The following is an 18,687-nucleotide window of genomic DNA, read 5'->3' as shown; positions in this document are numbered from 1 at the left end:
ATTACGAGCATTCAGTCAGATCAAATGGTAAGCATCCCTCTCTTCTCATGGTATAGTCTTAAGTCATTTTTATTTATGTTCATTATAGCTACCATAGTGTTTCTCATCGATACTTATCACTTCAAATCATTTCATCGATCAATTCTATACTTTGCTGCCTCTGCAAGCCTAGTCGTCCCATTTTTATATGTATTTGAACCATATCCAAAAGATACAGAGAGATTTATTTTTTACTCTCAAACAATGTTCTTGATTTACACCTTGCTGTTCTTCGCAGAATACCTAAACTTTAAAACTAATATCCCCAAAATCACAGGCTCCATCATTCTTTGTATAGCTTCAGCATCTACCATAGCTTATTTGGTTTTTATAAAACCAGAATATCTAAAAACATACACTGTACCGAATAATCAACGTGAATTTGTTAAAGAACTAGAGCAAATACATAAACCCGGAGAAGTATTAATTGACACAGAATTCTTGCATATAAATTCTTTCTATTCCAATATTGCTGGCTACTATGGGATTGGTGGTCATTTTTATTCAGCAGATATGATCTCACGCAATACTGCAATCTATCTACTCAATCCATTACTTTTACAAGAATTAGGTGCTGATTATTTACTTCTCAACAAGAACTCTAAAATAATTCAAAACAAAACTAAAAGAGTAACAATCACCAATCCAAATCAATTCTCGCCACAAGCCATCACAAGAGTAAATGACCGTGAGCTTTTTGAAATCATTCAACTCAAATCAAGTCCTACCAGTATATTACTTAAATTCATTGGCAAAGATAAAGTCTTTAGCCATGAAGAGATTGCTGATTATCAAAAAGAATATATTTGGATAGTTGGGAAACGCAATATATTCAACTTTAGTCCTATTACCAATAAACAAGGGCAATTAACTCAAGCTCAATCAAGAGCAGAGCTTGAGCCAGTCTATAGAGAGATGCGAAAGAACATAGCTAAAACCGATACCAATTTGGCTGTATCTTTGTCTATGGGAGTAATGCCTAGATAAAGCTCAAAATTAATTTTAAGCTAGTCATTGCTGCAAGGAGCAGGTAGTTTGTCCTTTGCTAAATCTTTGGCATCGAAGTAGAGCCAAAACGAATTTTCAAAAAAGCAATCTCGCAAAGTCAGCAGCTTCTACGAAGCTGAGCTATACCCACTTTGCTACAAAACCTTTTTTGAGAAATTGTCTTGGCTCTGCTTCTTTGAATGACACTTCGCTCAAAAACTACAATGGACTTTGGCTCTAATACACAGACTTTCGCGACAAGTCTAATGCGAATAGATGGTATTGGATTGATAATCAATCACTGAGTACTCATTATCCTCAGTGGAAAAGATCTCTTTGGCATTAAGCAGATACTGTCCCAGCAAGCCGAGTATCTGAAAGCCCTGTTTGAACATTCTAGCGTTGCTCACTTGGTCATCTTCACGCCATAGTAGCGGAAAGAACTTGAACTTAGCTTTGCTATAAACTGCATAGAGCAAGAGGTAGACATTATAAGTAAGGTCGTTAGGGAAATAAAGATAGAACTTGTTAGATAGATACTTGGTGCTAAAGATATTGAGCCCAGAACCCATATCCTCAACCCAGTGACGGCAAGCAACAGAGCACAAGAAATTCACAACGATATTACCAAAAGTCCTAAACCAAAAATAGCCTTCTAGTTTAGAGTCCTTATGAAAACGAGCTCCAAGGAAACAATCATAGTCACGATACTCACCGCTCTTGAGATGCGGTAATAAATCATGAATACTACCCTGATCATCACCATGTAAAATCACACAATAATCAAAGCCATTATTGATGGCATAATTAAAAGCAACCTTGTGAGTGCCACCAAGACTATAGTTATCGCAGTTCTGAAACAAAGTCACTTTGAGCTTGCTTAATTTAGACAGATTTATTTTAGCAGCTTCAAGTCCATTGTCTTTGCTACCGTTATCAATAATCAAAACTTCAGTAATGAATTCAGACATCTGCTGGTCAAATTGAGCAATGACTCTAGGTATCTGTTTCTCACAGTTGTACATTGGAATTGCTACTAGTATTTTATCTTTCATCGATATACCAAGCCTAGTATACCCTTAATGTGGATGTCATACAATCCTAAATTGACTTCCTGCGAAAGTTCCCTATATCTCTACTAACGGAACTATTGCTTAGCACCGTTCCGACCTTTTTTGTGTCGACATCACTAGCAAAACTTTGTTTTGCAGGATGTCTAATACAAAATTAGTTTACAATTAAAGCTGGTACTTCATGAAAAATAGTTTCAAGATAAGCATTGCCGCATTACTAATCATCGTTATAACAGCGACTTTATATTTTTCATATTACGAAAACTATCTTTTTAGTAGTTTGGTGTCACGTTGCAGCCAATTAATCAAAACTAGTAATCCAGCAAAACTCAAAAGCTTTGAGGACTTTGAAAAGATCAGATGGTTCTTCCACACTAAATTTAATAAAAGAATAGAGTTGCTTGAAGCATATGAAAATCAAGACTATAAGTTCTCACTAACTAATCCCAATAATCAAGTCTTGGAAATTCAAAACCCAGACCTTGTAGCGCATTTTGGCAAAATACAAAAAGATATAGCAATTCAAGACAATGATAGCGATAAAATCAAAAGCCAAAAGATCTATGACTACTTTGTAAGTCACTACAAAAAGAAATATCCTTTATATAGTTCACCAGAATTGCATAATCCCACCCGGTTCTTTAGTACATATGCTAGTGGGCGCTGTGACGACACAGCACGCAATCTTGCAATCATGGCGACGGCATATGGCTTAGATTCATCGGTGCTTTCACTCGGTGGTCACTTGGTTTGCAACATCAACTACGACGAGGATAGCCACATCTATGATCCTCACAGCCTTGGCATCACTAAAGAGAACGGTAAAGTAATTAACTATAAGCGCTTTGTAGAACTTGGCAAGCAAAACCACTTCAAAGAATTCAATGAAGTTATCGCCAGTACCAAAGACAATATTTTCAGAAAGCCAGAGCCACTTGGAGCTACTGATATTGATTTTAGTTTCTTACCAAATGAAGTCAAGAACTTCATGGATAAGCTCTTGATGATCAATGCCGATACCCCACTCGCTGAAAATCACATTATTACCAGGCATTTCTCAAGAAGAGACCAATTTTTTGACTATTACAGTGATGTAGTGGCGAATTTCATTCGCGAGATCCCGCTTAGCTCATTACAAAACAATATAGAACTATCAGATAGTTTTCCAATAGTGGCAGCTTTCATAAAGATAGACAAAGGATCTAAATTCAACGAAAAAGAACTAGCTACTAGTCTGGTAGAGCCTAATATAATCTACAAAGACCCAAACAATGGTCAGCTCAAAGCTATAGCAGCGCAGCAATATAATGCGAGCCACTGGCAAAGAGCCAGTTTGCTGAACTCAGGCAAACTCAAATATGATTACCTAGATCTTTCAGCTGGTCTCAATAATCTATTTTTTGTTGGCCCATCACGCAAGATCAATATTGCAAATCTCAAAACGATACAAGCAAAATATCCCGGAGCTAAACTAGTGACAGTGCATCTTTATGCTAAAAATAATTTGGATATGCAAGCAATACCAAAAGGGCTTAGTCTGAGCAGCAAATAATGACCATTTATATTTACGACCCCAATATCATGCAGCTTGGCGAGAATGTACTCTCTGTTTTTCTTGGCAAAAGAGCCCCTCGTAACCTTAAATACTTACTTGAATTAATTCAAGAGAAAGATGACATCTTGATTTTGACTGATTATCTAAGTACTTATGCTCCAATAAGGACCTGGTCTAATTTCCCTATTTGGCTACGTAGAATCGGTAGCTTTCTTGATATTCATATCTGGTGCCTTGCCAATAAAGTCCCGTTCAGTAAAGTCAAAACCAATATCAACCAACTTAATCCTACTGAGGATATCATCTTTACTCACGGCACTATTAATAGTATCTTTGAAAGCCGCAAACTCGTTGAGGCAAGCTCTTTGATACAATACCAAGGCAAAGTCTTAGTCTATGCGAATCATTTTTTTACCTACCCAGAAATAGTTTCTGCAAATTATAAATTACTCAAAAACCCTAGCCTTGCAGCAGAAACCAAACTAGAAAACAATTCTTTCTTTCAAAAGTTTTTTTCTGACTTTGGTTCAAACTATGTCTTGCCATATGCTTTTCAAGAACGCTTTGAAACTAGAATCCCCTTTCAAGAGCGCAAGAATAAAGCTCTTGCACTAGGTACCTATCTCTGTCTTCAAGAGACAGACCCTGGTCACAAAGAAGTTATTCAACACTTTAACAGTACTGCACTACATCCCATGCGCAAAGCAATATATGAAGCAAGAAAGCATATCACAGAACAAATCGATTCAATAATCTCTAAGCAACCCTTTGAAGATGATGAAGAGAAGAACCGGAAGGCTCAAAGGCTTAAGGGCATTGGCTTATACCTCTTCAAGCTCTTTGCCAAAGAACAAGAGAAATACCTTAGCTTGGATATTGTAGATCAGTACAATCAATACAAAATGGTCATTGCCCCAGAAGAAATAATCGGTTTACCTTCTATTAGTTTTGTAGAGGCAATGAGCTGTAACTGCGCTTATATCGGTATTGATTCAGAAATCTATACTGACCTTGGACTTGAAGCTAACAAACATTATATTAGTTATAACGGCACGCTTGAAAACTTGCTAGAGAAAGTTCGATACTATCAAGAACATAGTGATGAATTAGAAGAGATAGCCAATAATGGTTATAAATTTGTAAGAGAATATCTTTCTGACAGAGTCATCAAAGAGAAGTTTTATCAGGACCTAAAGGCTGTTAATTTCTAATTACTTCTGGCTTAGTGAAATACGACTTCTTGATATATTCACCAAGCTCTGTTTGGCAGTCAATCAACTGAGTTGCCTTATCTAAATGCAACCTAGAGCTGTCTTTGACAGCTATACAGTAGGCTTCAGCACTAAATACCGAGTTATAAACATAGACATTAGAATTCTCGCCGATAGAAAGTCCCTTGTCTATTTGATCAATTGATTTAGAATCTCTAATCAACACAAGTGATCCAGAAACATCCAAGCCATCACCCTGGCTTTTGGCTAGCTTGATATTAGTAAATGCCACATTAGAGTAATCAGTATCAATTGCGTCACTTTGACTAGTAATTAACTCAGAGTCTTGCATTGTCACTTCTGAGTTGAGTACATGCATAGCATCTTCTATATTAGAATCATTGATCTTGAGATTAACTATATTAGCTTTAGTATTAAAGAAAGAAAGACCACCAGAGAACGGACGTCCCCCACAAGTCACTCCATAAGAGCCGTCACCAATATTGTCTATTTCTATATTACGCAAGTCTTGATCTTGAGTATCAATAAAATGAATCCCTGACCAAGAATCTCCTGTAAGCTTCAATCTTGCATCATTAACTAGTTCTAGATTCCCATAAACCATCAAGCAACCATTGTCTGCAAAAACCATTTCACTATCTTTATCGATTCTCAAGCTATAGCCCTTCTTGATTTCAAGAGTTTTAGTAATGACAGGCATTTTAGATTTGATCTGAAGACTCTTACCAGCAATATCAAAGAATCTAACAGGGTCTTCTTGCTGGTAAGTCTTAGGAGTTTCATTAACCACTGGACCAATAGCAATTTCTCGAGATCCCCAATAATGCTTGTCTCCTGTTGGGTTTCCAGTAAAATATCTATAAGTATCTGTCTTAGGTAACTTGAAATAGTAGGCTATTAGTTTTTCATTTGCTTTGATCTTAGTTAAAGCTAAGTCTGTTTTGTTAGTTTTCAAGTATTCAGAACCAATAACTATTTTTTTAGTTGGTTCAATAATTTGGTCAGTCTTTCGTTCTTTGAGCCTGAAATCTCCTTGGCTAAAGCTAGTGTCAAATAGTCTTTCAACAAAAACCATTCGCGCCTCAGTTTCAGTTTCATCTCTATAAAGGAAGTTGATAATTGAATTGTACTTAGTTAAATCAAGACCTTCAGCACTAAGACCAAGTTTGTCAATCACAGCATTGCGAGTTGCCAGACTTTGCAAATCTATTTCATTTGGTTTAAGTTCACCAGCAGAAACAGCATTAATGATTCTTGCCAAATAAGGATTGATATTCTTGTCTATCCCAGTAATACTCGTCTTGGGGTGATTAGTTACTAGATTGATTGCATTTTGCAAGTAATACGTAACGATTTGCATTATATTGGCTTGCCCAGGGTAGAGCTGATTACCCTCAAGACTCAGTGACTCAGCTAAATTCTTAATTCGATTAATCAATTTAGTTTTGGATGCTGTAGTATTCCAATACTTGGAGTATTCGATCAAATCACGCAAGTTCTGTCCAGAGAAGTAATACCTCAAACTAGCAGGCATTTGAGCAAACCAATGAAAAGAAAGATCTGGTTGGAAGCCGTCACTGTCTCTTAATAAAAAACTCTCTGTTCTACCAACAATATCTGGTCTCCATTTTGGAGCAATTAAATCATAAAACGATATCGCTGAAGCAAGAGTCACATGTTGATCATTTTTGTCACCTTTAAAATAAGGACTAAACAATCCTGTCGTCATATCACGAGGAATAGGGTTTAGGCAATCTAGTCTTACATTATCGTGAAAAGTTAAGTCCCCATGACCAGTGCCATGAATTGCACCATAACCATAAACAAATGAACTAAACAAATCCATTTGCGGCTTACAAATCTCGTTTGCAAAAGCAATACTAGCTAATTGCTTCTCGCCTTTTTTGGAGGTCTTAGACTTGCCACCATATTCTTCTACAAATTTGGCATTGCGCAATTTGTCATGAATAGCACCAGCATTGTATCCATAGATAATGCCATCTTGTTTTTGTGCATATTCAAAGAAATGATCAACGGGTGTCTCCAGTAATTCCATGAAACCATAAAGCTCGCCGTTGACAATCACCTTGACCAAATCCTGTCTAGGAACCAATAATCCATGATCCTTCAGAGACTGTTCAAAAATAAAATCACGAGTAAAAGATTTTGCTTGAAGAGTATAGAGCTTGAAGCGCTTCATATTAAGTGGTAATTGACCGCTTAGTAATTTAATATCAACTGAACCAAAAAGCTTGCCAAGATCTTGATGTTCAAAAGTTCTACCAGCTATGCCCATACTAGCTAAGGACCAAGTATCTCCGGGCGTTTTGACCTTGATCAAAACACGACCATCTGTTTTCTTAAGTGGCCTGCTTGCGACATCACTAGGTAACGGATTAGTTTTATAATGCTTGAAAATCTCAAACTGTTTGCTAGTAAGTTCTTTAAGTGCCTTGACTTGATTTGCAGCTATATCAATCTCCAAGGTCTTTAGAGCCCGCGACATATAGTTCTTACGCAATTGCAAGGCAGTAAAGCCATCTTGAGGTTTAGCATTGAGCTTGAGTGAGACAAGGTTGTCATAATCAAAATAGACCTTGATCTTGTGCATATCTTCTTCTTGAGTTTTAAAACGATACTCAAGATGATCAGCGAAACGGGTCATCTTGGCTTTTTGCACCATTTTGGCTTCAGAGTTGTATAACCAAATACGTGGGGTTCTTCTCGGATCTTTGACCTTAACTGACAAAACCAGCTCGGTATTAGCTGGAGCAATAAAACGATAATTATATTCTCCAGAGCCTGTGACTTGATTAGAGAAAGCCGAATAAAGCTCACGTTCAATCTTGGAAGCTATCACGTCATCCAAAACAAACGGACTTTCAAGATACCAAGAATTGGAAGCAAGTACTTTACCCTGCCTGAATTTAGTTTTGACTTGCTCACCAGCTGGTGCTCTATCTTTAAGAACTGCAAAGGATATAAGAACTACAACTACAAAAACTGCCAAGAAAACTAGCGAATATTTTAAGTACTTTTCTCTAGAATGAGTAGCCAAGCTACGCCCCCAATTGGTTTTCAGGGAAGAACAAATCTACCCTAGCGTTTGAGTCAAACTCAGAAATGACATTAACAACATCATCAGAATTAGCCTTAGCAAGGTTGTTTAAATTGAATACAAAAGAACCAATACCATCTCTAGTACTTTGACTAACTAAAGTAGCGTCGCATTTTGCTTTGAGTTTTTTGTTGATAGTATCAGCTTGTATTTTCTTTTCAGAATTGATAGTCAAGATCGCAGTTGCTCTATCTTCCATTGAAATCAATCCAATATTGTTGCGAGCAAAGCTATAAATTAAAATTAAAGCCAAAAGAATAATGGCATTCAAGAAATGTCCAATCGCGCAGGCCAGTGAACCAGCTATCAAAATCAATATGAAGGCTATATCCTCAGCACGTTTGACAGGAGTTCTAAATCTAACAAACGATAATGCTCCAAGTAAACCAAGAGATAGAGGCAAACTAAACTGAATTAACCAGAAAATCATTGTCACCGCTGGTGACATGATTGGCATACTTCTTGAGATGCTGCCATCTTGAGGTTCGTTTGTTCTATAGTAAAAGCGGTAAATAGCGGACAAAGCCAAACCAAAAGAAATTGAAATTGACAAAGCAACGACAAAACGAATTAGTCCGCCTTCTCCAAAGTCACCTTGAAATTTAGTTAAATCAGCTAATATAGAATCCATTTACTCTCCTTGTTATAAGTACTTATTGAAGAACTCGTCTTCTCCCTTAAGATATTGTACACCACTATAAAATTTTGAAAAACTCAATTGTGGCAAATCAATTAATTTATTTGTTGGCAAAAACGGTCTTTCAGATTCTGTTTTCACTTCCAAAATCGAGAAAGGCACTCTAGCAAAATTGCGTCTAGTTCCCCGAAGGCTAGAACCTGGCTCAAAAGATATTTGCGTATCCAAAGTAATCCTCACATCAAAGACTCTAAAACGATAGCGATAGTACTTCACCAAAATCAATGGTTCCAATTGAATGTAATTGCTTGCTAATGATCGAATTTGCATTGAGTCAATCTCACGGGGCCAAGGCAAAGATAAAACGTCCGTGACTTCTTGGGCTTTGAACTTAGACTTGTATTTATAAACTGCAGACAAATGTTTTTCTTTTACTTGAATTTCGCCACCATTAGAAAAATCGTGATCTGAATAAAATCTAATTCTAAACTTGCGTTTTAGACTTGAACCGTCATCACATTCATAAAACGCTTTCTGGTCAAAACTATCATAATACAGTGAGCTAACCCAGCCCTCAGGATAAGGATCAATATTATAAGAGCTTGATCTCAAGTATTCAAGCACTGAATTTAAATTAATATCATCAACCAAATACTTATACTCATAGTATTCAAAACTACGACCGTCTGTTTTTTTCTGATGATTGCTTTCTAATTTCATTTGTTTGGAAAAAAACAACTCCCCTCCAAACTAAAACCACCAAAGAACTTGTTTGCAATATGCTTAGCAGCTTCAGCTACAGCTCTATCACCACCGAGCCTTTCAGTAACATAGTCAGCCTTGGCTCTAGTATCAGCATCACCATTGGCTGGCGCGATAGCATAAGCAACCTGCTCAAAAACCAAATAGTCAAAAATCCCATCTCCCATATAAATTACATCTTTGGGATCATAGCGCTCCTTGATCCAAGCAATACGCTGGAAAGTACTAACCAAGTCTATCTGGAACTTCATATCCTCAACGCGCTTCTTACTGATAGGGAAGCCTCGCTTGTCACCACTAACAAAACGAATCTCAATATCACTGTTCAAGACTTTAAGAGCATCACTATCATCAGCGCCAAATTCTTTCATCACTTTGCCTTCTTCATTATAAAGAAACCTACCTGTGTTGAGAACTCCGTCTACGTCTAGAATAAATACCTTGGGTTTCATTAGTTTTTCTCCATAAGTTCAAATGACTTTTCTGTAAATAATGCATAACTAGATTTGGTTTTCTTTAAAAACTTCCACAAATAAAAATCCTCTTTGCTTGTTAAGTCACGTAATAGACCCATATAAGGTTGTATGTATTTTGGTTTAGCAAGGTACTGCGGTGAATAAAACCCAGCAAAAGCTGCCACATGAGTTATATGATTCTTCTCCATCAATTCACGAAGCTCCTGGGCTGATTGGGCATAAACCATCTTGAGACTGTCTTCATTACGGCGTCGCACCTCAGCTAGAACTTGCTTATTGAAAGAAGGAGTGGAATGCTCGTAGCTCATAAAGACACTACGCTTAGCAATAGCTGAAGCCAGATTAATATCAGGCAATAAAGGATGTGCTGCAACCATGGCATCCTTTGGCAGCTTCTTATAAATCTCAGCGGTTTGTGCATTCATCGTCACATAGCGCGTGTATTGTCTTTGCGGCCTCGTGAAATAAAACCAAAAACCAATAGTCCCTACTATAATCAAAATACTCAAAAACGAAGCCTTAGCCCTCTCCGTCAAAGCCTTGCCAGCAAAAGTATTGACTAAGTCTTGCAAAAGCACTTCTCCAATCAAAAATATAATCACTAATGCAATGATCAATAATGGAATCCCTAAGAATCTACTTGGCATATAAAGTAACGGAAATAAAATCTGAGCTGCAATATATAAAGCCAGTGAAGCATAGAGCAAGCAAGCCGGGATACTTGTCAAAAGCTCCGTGACCTTGTATCTTTTGCGATACATTACAAAACCAACAATGGCAAATCCCATTGCCCAAACCAAAATATCACTAATAGGAAGAAAACCAATTCCTAAACCCCAATGCTCATTATTAAACCAAGAGCCGTCCCAAAGTGAAGATCCAAAAATAGGATGACGACCACCTGGCAAGAATTCGGGAAGCTGTTTTAATTCATCAACTGAATACCATTCGGAATCAGCAAAGGGTAGGTTTGCTGTGGTCCAAGGAATCACCTTGTAAACCAAAATCACTATCGCTACATTAATCAAGAGCCAACGTAATTTAAGAGACTTAAGATCAAACAGCTCTTGACGATAATTTAACAACAAATCAAAACCTTGAAGTGCAAAACATATCAAAAAAGCAATTGGACTAATAAATAAAGAGATTAAAGTCGTAATTGAAGCCCAATGATCTTTGCCTCTGAGCTTGAAATAGCCCACTGCAATAATAAATATCCATATAAAGGACCTGGCATACATCACTGACAAATGATCTGTACACCAAAGCATGGTTGCAAAAGCAGCAGTGAAAGCCAATGACAAGATCTTATTAGATGAGAGCTTATCAAAAAACAAAAAACCAAAGACTGACGTGAGAGCTGCCAAAATGATTGCAGCAAACTTGGTGTAAAAAATCAAACTCTTAGTCAAGAAAGGAGCAATGGCATAAATCATCCATAACAAAGGCAGTCTGTCAAAGCTACCACTATAAAGATTGGCTATAAAATCATCAGGGAAAAGACTCGGGTCCCAAAAGCGCCAAGCCCAAAACATGCTTTGCCTAAAATCATCTTGCACCACATTCTCGTTAAACAACAAAGGTCCAACAACTTGAATAGCAACTAGAAATCCAATCAAAGCAGCTAAACTCGGATAAAAATACTTATTCTTGGTCATACTCCAAACTCCTTAGCCCATAGTTGAAAACTCAAAAGCGACCAAAGCAATTTACGTTGATTCACTTCGCCGTTGACATGCTGATCAATCAAAGTCTTGACGCCCTCATATTCAAAAACCCCTTGACTCTCTAATCTATCCTTAGACAAAAGATCCATCATCACCGGCTTTAAGTCACCAGCAAGCCATTCACTCAATGGGATACCAAAGCCCTTCTTGGGTCTATCAATAATTTCATCAGGTAGGTATTTCCTTGCAAGCTGCTTGAGAATATGTTTCCCGGTAAACCTTCTGAGCTTATAACGCTCTGGCAGTGCAGCGGCATATTCAACCATTCTATAATCCAAGAATGGTGCTCGCACTTCTAGTGAGTTCATCATACTCGCTCTATCCACCTTGACTAGAATATCATCGGTCAAATACATCTTCTGGCTCAAATAAAGTAAACGATCAAGCTCACCATGAATATTGACACGCGAAAGATAGCGATTAACATCTTCATAAGCAAACTCACCTTGAAGCTCGCTTCTCATTGCAGGGCTCAAGACTGATCCTCGTTCTTGATCAGTAAAACCAGCCATCCATTTAAAAAACCTAATCTCACCAGCAACACCAGCTCCGCGTAAGAACTGCCTAAGCTGAAAATCCATGCTCATGTTTTTATTAGAAGTGGGCAAGAGACTACTGCCCTGCTCCAAAGTCTTACTAATAAAGGTCCGCAACTCATACGGAAAAATATTATAGATATTGACTAACTTATTAGCCAAGTAAGTAGGATAGCCAGCAAATAATTCATCTGCGCCATCGCCCCCCAATACAGTTTTCATTTTGCTAGCAGCTAGCTTTGAAACAAAATAGGTGGGCACCAAAGACGCGTCCGCCATTGGCTCGTCCATAATGCTACCGAGCTTATCAACTAATCCGAGCATGTCTTTAGCTGAAACATGTTCACTGTGATGATCCAAACCAAACTTTTTGACGACAATATCAATATATTCTGACTCGTCATAGCTCTTCTCATTAAAGCAAATAGAAAAACTCTGAATCGGTTTTTGCTGTTGTTTACATGCAATTGCAGTAACCAAACTTGAATCAACCCCACCACTTAGAAAAACACCAACTGGCACATCAGCTTGCAAACGCAATCTAACAGCATCATTCAATAGTTCATCTATCTCGGCAATTGCCTGAGCTGAATTTTCTATTGGGCTGTGATTAAACTGCGGACTTGGATAATTCCAATAAAAATCCTTAAAGCATTTATCCTTGGACAAAACCATAAACTGTCCAGCTTCAAGCTTGTGAGTATTTTCAAAAATAGTACAAGGACCAGGAATATATTCATAAGTCATGAATTTACTCAAGCCCTTAGCCGAAAGTTTTTTGATGAACTTCGGATGTTTCACTAGTGACTTCAATTCAGAAGAAAAAATCAACTCACCATTGTTTTGATAATAGAAGAGTGGTTTTTTACCAGCTCTATCACGCGCCAAGACTAGTTCCTGAGTTCTTTTGTCCCAGATGGCGAGCGCAAACATACCATTGAAATGTCCAAACGCATCTTTACCATGTTTGCGATACATTGCAAGCACCACCTCAGTGTCACATTCAGTCTTGAACTTAAAACCTTCTTTAATTAATCCAGCTTTGAGCTCTTTATAGTTATAAATCTCACCATTAAAAGTGATACTCAAATCACCTTGAATATCAGTCATCGGTTGCTGCCCGTCAGACAAACCGACAATACTCAAACGCCTATGTCCAAAACTCACATCATCTATATGTGACTGTCCCCATTCATCAGGACCACGATGCGCAATTGCGTCACACATAGCAGTTATGACCTGCGTTCTATCATAAGCATCTGCACCAAAATTAGTAAATCCCGCGATTCCACACATATTTTCAAAAAAGATCAGCTACGAAAGCAAGTTTCGCAGGTCTCTGCTTTCATGATAACAGATAAATCAAAAAGGCAAGTCCTTCGTTGATGGTGATATAATATACTTGATTTGTGAGCCCAACAATACTACGATTCAAAGCTTATAGGTTATTTTTCTTTTCTAATGAAGGGTCTCCGCTAGAACCAATCCACGTCCATATTAGAAAAGGACAAGCATTAGCTAAATTTTGGCTTGAACTATGCACTTATTTGTCTGAGAATTATGGATTCAACTCCAAGGAGCTTAAAGAAATTGAGGAGCTAATTAGAAAAAATGAACAAGAAATTAAAACAAAATGGAATCAATACTTCAGTGAGTGAAGCAACTGCTACCTCCATTGAACTAGATGATAAAATTCTGTGGGTTCACCTTGCTGATGGTAGGCAACTTGGAGTACCTTTAGTTTATTTCCCACGTTTGCTAAACGCAAACAAAGATGATTTAAATAATTATGAGTTAAGTGGTAGTGGACGAGGTATCCACTGGGAGAAGCTCGATGAAGATATCAGCATAAAAGGCTTGCTTCTAGGACTCCCAGATCAAACCAAGCTTGGTAGAACTTTACTTTAGATAAGGAATTAAGGCACAGCCCCTATTTCAAACGACAAATCAAGCCATCTCTCCAAAACCTGACGGATTAAACTCTTGACGCAATCTTTGATCAAATTCTTCCATTACTCTCATCCGCCATTGATCCGAATCTGAATCCATAAAATATTGATACAGTTGTTGCTTTTTCAATTCTGGTTCAAACTCTTTAGCCCATTTGTGAAATAAGCCTTCTCTCTCTTGATCCGTAGCCGATGTCTGAATCCTCCAAATGAAGTCTTGGCAAGAACAAATTTGCTCCCAGAGAGCTACTTTCTCAGGTTCATTTTTTAAAATAATTCTTGCAGATATCGGAATCAAGTTTGACCAACCATGCTTAGCTAAATCTGGTTCAAACAGTTTATATAAATCAAGCTAGGGCCAGTATAATCATCTGACCTGTGATTGTCCATTGAAACAACCGCACCCATTCCAGGATCATTAAGATGTTTATCAACAACATCACAACCACTTGCCGCAAGGGCGAGTATTGGAATTGTGTTCAAAGCAAAACTGGCTAAACGCACTTCTCTTATTTTACTATGACTAAGCCAAGTGTGCTTCCAATTTCTCTACCGAAGCTTCCCAGCTCAAACCCTGCAAAATCTCTTGACTAATCCCAGCTTCAATAGCACTAGGTTCCTTGATCAGTTCTTTAATTAAAGTGACATACTCACTTGCATCATTTGTTGTGAGCAATTTACCGCGTCCGGTATTTTCAATAAAAAATCTAGTGTCTGGAATATCATTAGCAAGCACATACATGCCTGAAGCAATCGCTTCAACCAAAACATTTGAAACACCTTCAACAATACTGGGGAATATCAAAACATCGCAAAGTTGATAGTAAGTCTCAAGTTCTTGCTTGTTAAGCCAGCCCAAAATCGTCACTCGTGGCTCTAATTTATATTCTGCTATTTTAGTTAAGAGTAAATCAAAATCTGGACCATCACCAACTATATAAAGATGCAAATCAAGTTCACTGGCTTGTTTCAGAATTTCTGGCAGCACTAAGAAGTTCTTTTGTTTTTTGACCATGCGCCCAACAAAAAGTAATTTGAGTTTGCCACTGACTTTTTTAGCTTTAACTAAACTTGGCTCAAGACCATTAGGGATATTAATAGCTTCCTTATCAACTAATAATTTATCAGCCAATTCTTTTAAAAACATACCGTTGCTAAAAACATTACTGGTATTTTTCAAGATCAAACTTGTCAAAGGTGCGAGCACTGCGTGATAACTATCAGTCAAGTCTACAAAGCCAGGTATATCTCCGCCTCTTGCAAAAACACTAAAGGTCACATTGTGAAACCACTTCAAAGCAAGTCCCAGCGCACCAAAGGGGCTAACAAAAAATATCAAAGCATGGCCTGGTTTGTAAGCCTGAACTAGATTACCCAAGCGCAAAAAAGCCGAAAGCATAAAACAAAACATCTGATATGGATTTGATTTGTGTTGATCTTTACGACTAGCAGGGATTCTTAAAATAGTTAAATTGCCTTGAACTTCTTTGCTTGGCAAATCGGCATAAGCCGAAGTCAAGACAACTACCTTGGTTCCTCTTGCTGCAAGCAACTGAGCGTACTGACGGCAAGCATTAGCAGCACCACCACCAATTGGCGGATATTCATAACTCACTAGCAAAAGGCTTTTCATCGACTACGACTAAAGTAAAGCTCGTTATTCAACAAGCCATTATGTACCTTGAGGTTCTCTAAATTAAATCCTTGTGGCTTAAGATGCTTGAACAAAACATCAGCCTTGGCATATTCATAAGGATAGCCGCCAAGCCAATCTTTGATATCAACACTCCATGACATTCCGCGCAATTGTTTATGCTCGCGAATGGCACGAACCGGATTACGCAAAGTAATTAAGTAAACCAAGATCATTGCTGACTGGGCCGCTAAGTCAATCAATGACTGGATAAAGCCAGGCATGCTCATATAGAATTTCTTTTCCCAAAGCCAAAGCTTGGAATTACCAATACGTCCATCAGGCATAAACTGAAAACCATCTGCATCATTATAAATAGCAATATAAAAACCACCATTCTTTGCAACTCTTGCTGCAGCGTTATCAATAGCCTTCCACATCTCACCAGTGTGATGAAGCACACCCCAAGAATAAACAAAATCAAATTCACCAAGTGAAGTCATAAACTCATTATCAAGTACAGAACCATGAACTACTTTCCAATCATCTGGACTGTCCATTGATTCTTTGAGCTGCTGGCAACAAGCAACTGAGTTTTGATCAATATCCATACTGACAATTGACTTTGCACCAAGCTTGCGAGCAGCTAGTGAAAACAATCCACTACCACAACCAATATCAAGAAATGTCTTGCCCTTGAGCGCATCTTTACCACAAAACTCTTCTAGCGATTTGACGGCTTCAGCTATACGTTCTTCATTAAGATGTTTATCAACAAACCCTTGCCAGTTTTGCCCAAAAGCAAAAGCCTTCTCTCCACTAGATTCAACAATTACAGTATTAGTCATGAACTTCCCTAGAAATTACCTTTGATCTATTGTAGTGTAATTCTGCTCGTTTGGCCCAGTATATATTTGTCTTGGTCTAAAGATTTTCTTGACTCCGCTGTCACGCTGCTCTTTCCAATGTGCTAACCAGCCAGGAATTCTGCCAAGTGCAAACATCACAGTAAACATATCAACTGGAATATTAAGTGCTTTATAGATGATTCCAGAGTAGAAATCTACATTCGGATATAAATTACGACTTACAAAGTATTCATCCCTAAGTGCTTCTTCTTCAAGTCCTCTTGCCAGATCAAGTAATGGATCACTAACACCAAGCTTGCTTAAAACAGTATCGCAAGACTGACGTAGGATCTTCGCTCTTGGATCAAAGTTTTTATAAACTCTATGACCAAAGCCCATCAATCTAATATTGGTTTTCTTGTCTTTGACTTTACCTAAGAAAGTCTTGTAATCATCCCCGCTCGCTTGGATTCCTTCAAGCATGTCAAGTACAGCTTGATTGGCACCACCATGAAGCGGTCCCCAAAGAGCTGAGATTCCTGCTGAAACTGCTGCATACATACTTGCACCCGAGCTTTGTACAGTACGAACAGTAGACGTAGAACAGTTTTGCTCATGGTCAGCATGTAAAATCAATAATTGATTAATCACTTTAACAATATCTGGATCAATCTCATAAGGCTCAGTTGGTACTGCAAACATCATGTTAAGGAAGTTACTGCAATAAGTAAGTGAGTTGTCAGGATAAATCAAAGGTTGTCCAATTGATTTTTTATAAGAGAAAGCTGCAATCGTTCTTAGTTTAGAAAGAATACGGATGATATCCAGATTGACTTGCTCATCACTTGGCGTGTCTTGTGACTTAGGATAGTAAGTTGAAAGAGAACTTGTCATCGCACTTAGAATAGCCATCGGATGAGCGCTACTTGGATAACCAGAAAATAAATGAATCATATCTTCGTGTAACAAAGAATGTTTGGTAAGTCCTCTAGAAAATCCTTCTAGTTCAGTTTTATTTGGCAATTTGCCATAAATTAATAGATAGGCAACTTCAACAAATGTGGACTTCTCAGCAAGATCTTCGATGCCATAACCTCTGTATCTCAGGATTCCTTTTTCACCATCAATAAATGTAATTGCACTTGTGCAAGAACCTGTGTTCACAAAACCATTATCAAGAGTAATCAAACCAGTTTCAGCCCTTAGTTTAGAGATATCAATAGCTCTTTCACCTTCTGTACCCTCAATAACGGGGCAATCGAGTTGTTTACCATCAATATTTATACTGGCGCTAGTTTTAGTCTCTGTATTAGAACTCATATAATTTATCTTCCCATAATTACAATATTTCATGTATGTAAAATAATCTAATTATAGGAAATTGCGTAATTGGAGCAGCTTGCCGAGTCGTAGCAAAGCGAAGACTGGAGTAAAGGCAAGTCACCATAATACACACCCATCCATCAAGTGGACTAGCCTGATACAATATTTAACTTATGGCAAGTAAAAAAAGAGATAGTTGGTCAAGTAATTTCGGTTTTATAATGGCTGCTGCTGGAGCTGCAATTGGCTTAGGAAATATTTGGCGTTTCCCATATGTCTGCGGAGAAAACGGTGGTGGTGCCTTCCTTATAGTCTATTTAGCTTGTGTCTTCTTAATCGGAATGCCCGTTTTGGTTGGCGAGCTTCTCATCGGTAGAAAAGCCGGGATAGGTGGTGCCGGCGCATTTAGCGCATTGATTAAAAAAAACAAAAAGCTCTGGGGCTTTGTTGGTCTTCTTGGAATTCTCGCTGGATTTTTGATCACGAGTTATTACACCATCATCGCTGGCTGGACACTTGAATATCTCTGGCAATCGTTCATGGGTAATGTTGCAACAATGGATGCTGAAAGTTCCAAGAACTATTTTGAGACCTTTATGGCTTCTGACTCTCGTCAAATTTTTTGGCATGTTGGCTTTTCAATTGTCACAATTGCAATTGTTTCTGGTGGTGTCAGTGGTGGCATCGAAAAAGTAGCCAGTATACTTATGCCGATTTTGCTATTGATACTAGTAGGTCTTGCTTTGTTTGGATTAAATTTAGAAGCATCAATGCAAGCTGCTGGTAGCGGAA

The 18,687-nt window shown here is 38.0% G+C and carries 18 protein-coding genes; 6 read left to right on the top strand and 12 right to left on the bottom strand.

What is annotated here, in order from left to right; all coding sequences use genetic code 11:
• Positions 1–1,026 (top strand): hypothetical protein (locus tag O3C63_06385; protein MDA0772554.1); only part of this gene is annotated, 1,026 nt, incomplete at its 5' end.
• 263 nt (positions 1,027–1,289) lie between these two features.
• Here the strand turns inward: O3C63_06385 and O3C63_06380 are convergent.
• On the bottom strand, positions 1,290–2,081 hold the full coding sequence (locus tag O3C63_06380; GenBank protein ID MDA0772553.1) for a glycosyltransferase family 2 protein: 792 nt from the start codon (positions 2,079–2,081) through the stop codon (positions 1,290–1,292).
• A 199-nt stretch (positions 2,082–2,280) separates the two neighbouring features.
• Between O3C63_06380 and O3C63_06375 the strand changes: the two genes are divergently transcribed.
• Both O3C63_06375 and O3C63_06370 read left to right on the top strand, forming a co-directional pair.
• Entirely contained in the window at positions 2,281–3,651 is a 1,371-nt protein-coding gene (locus O3C63_06375; GenBank protein ID MDA0772552.1) for a hypothetical protein, read from the top strand.
• On the top strand, positions 3,651–4,865 hold the full coding sequence (locus O3C63_06370; GenBank protein ID MDA0772551.1) for a glycosyltransferase: 1,215 nt from the start codon (positions 3,651–3,653) through the stop codon (positions 4,863–4,865). Before O3C63_06375 ends, O3C63_06370 begins: the two co-directional genes overlap by 1 nt.
• Here O3C63_06370 and O3C63_06365 read toward each other — a convergent pair.
• The 6 genes from O3C63_06365 to asnB are packed head-to-tail and all read right to left on the bottom strand — an operon-like array spanning position 4,855 to position 13,438.
• Positions 4,855–7,896 (bottom strand): hypothetical protein, encoded by a 3,042-nt coding sequence (locus O3C63_06365; protein MDA0772550.1) that lies wholly within the window; start codon positions 7,894–7,896, stop codon positions 4,855–4,857. The genes O3C63_06370 and O3C63_06365 overlap by 11 nt on opposite strands.
• Positions 7,897–7,945: 49 nt before the next feature.
• Positions 7,946–8,635 (bottom strand): DUF4956 domain-containing protein, encoded by a 690-nt coding sequence (locus O3C63_06360; GenBank protein MDA0772549.1) that lies wholly within the window; start codon positions 8,633–8,635, stop codon positions 7,946–7,948.
• A 12-nt stretch (positions 8,636–8,647) separates the two neighbouring features.
• A complete protein-coding gene (locus O3C63_06355; GenBank protein MDA0772548.1) occupies positions 8,648–9,361 on the bottom strand; it encodes a VTC domain-containing protein in 714 nt (237 codons plus the stop codon).
• Positions 9,358–9,855, bottom strand: a complete 498-nt coding sequence (locus O3C63_06350; protein MDA0772547.1) for an HAD hydrolase family protein — start codon at positions 9,853–9,855, stop codon at positions 9,358–9,360. Before O3C63_06350 ends, O3C63_06355 begins: the two co-directional genes overlap by 4 nt.
• On the bottom strand, positions 9,855–11,537 hold the full coding sequence (locus O3C63_06345) for a hypothetical protein (GenBank protein ID MDA0772546.1): 1,683 nt from the start codon (positions 11,535–11,537) through the stop codon (positions 9,855–9,857). Before O3C63_06345 ends, O3C63_06350 begins: the two co-directional genes overlap by 1 nt.
• Positions 11,534–13,438, bottom strand: a complete 1,905-nt coding sequence (asnB, locus tag O3C63_06340; GenBank protein ID MDA0772545.1) for an asparagine synthase (glutamine-hydrolyzing) — start codon at positions 13,436–13,438, stop codon at positions 11,534–11,536. Before asnB ends, O3C63_06345 begins: the two co-directional genes overlap by 4 nt.
• 113 nt (positions 13,439–13,551) lie before the next feature.
• Between asnB and O3C63_06335 the strand changes: the two genes are divergently transcribed.
• Positions 13,552–13,800: a DUF4160 domain-containing protein gene (locus O3C63_06335; GenBank protein ID MDA0772544.1), complete on the top strand. Its 249-nt coding sequence runs from the start codon at positions 13,552–13,554 to the stop codon at positions 13,798–13,800.
• Positions 13,754–14,050, top strand: coding sequence for a DUF2442 domain-containing protein (locus O3C63_06330; GenBank protein MDA0772543.1), 297 nt, complete (start codon positions 13,754–13,756; stop codon positions 14,048–14,050). Before O3C63_06335 ends, O3C63_06330 begins: the two co-directional genes overlap by 47 nt.
• 39 nt (positions 14,051–14,089) lie before the next feature.
• Here O3C63_06330 and O3C63_06325 read toward each other — a convergent pair whose 3' ends face one another.
• The 5 genes from O3C63_06325 to O3C63_06305 are packed head-to-tail and all read right to left on the bottom strand — an operon-like array spanning position 14,090 to position 17,892.
• Positions 14,090–14,389, bottom strand: coding sequence for a hypothetical protein (locus tag O3C63_06325; GenBank protein MDA0772542.1), 300 nt, complete (start codon positions 14,387–14,389; stop codon positions 14,090–14,092).
• Between the two features lie 20 nt (positions 14,390–14,409).
• The gene (locus tag O3C63_06320; protein MDA0772541.1) at positions 14,410–14,595 is read right to left on the bottom strand and encodes a hypothetical protein; all 186 of its coding nucleotides are present in this window, start codon (positions 14,593–14,595) and stop codon (positions 14,410–14,412) included.
• 19 nt (positions 14,596–14,614) lie between these two features.
• Positions 14,615–15,724, bottom strand: coding sequence for a glycosyltransferase family 4 protein (locus O3C63_06315; protein MDA0772540.1), 1,110 nt, complete (start codon positions 15,722–15,724; stop codon positions 14,615–14,617).
• Positions 15,721–16,572, bottom strand: coding sequence for a class I SAM-dependent methyltransferase (locus O3C63_06310; protein MDA0772539.1), 852 nt, complete (start codon positions 16,570–16,572; stop codon positions 15,721–15,723). The genes O3C63_06315 and O3C63_06310 overlap by 4 nt, the downstream gene beginning before the upstream one ends.
• A 15-nt stretch (positions 16,573–16,587) precedes the next feature.
• Complete coding sequence (locus O3C63_06305; GenBank protein ID MDA0772538.1) at positions 16,588–17,892, bottom strand: citrate synthase; 1,305 nt, start codon at positions 17,890–17,892, stop codon at positions 16,588–16,590.
• 176 nt (positions 17,893–18,068) lie between these two features.
• Here O3C63_06305 and O3C63_06300 point away from each other — a divergent pair.
• Positions 18,069–18,687: sodium-dependent transporter (locus O3C63_06300; protein MDA0772537.1), on the top strand; the 619-nt coding region annotated here is incomplete at its 3' end.

Source organism: Cyanobacteriota bacterium (assembly GCA_027618255.1).
In the GTDB taxonomy this organism is placed as follows: domain Bacteria; phylum Cyanobacteriota; class Vampirovibrionia; order LMEP-6097; family LMEP-6097; genus JABHOV01.
This window is presented reverse-complemented; position numbering and strand designations above follow the sequence as displayed.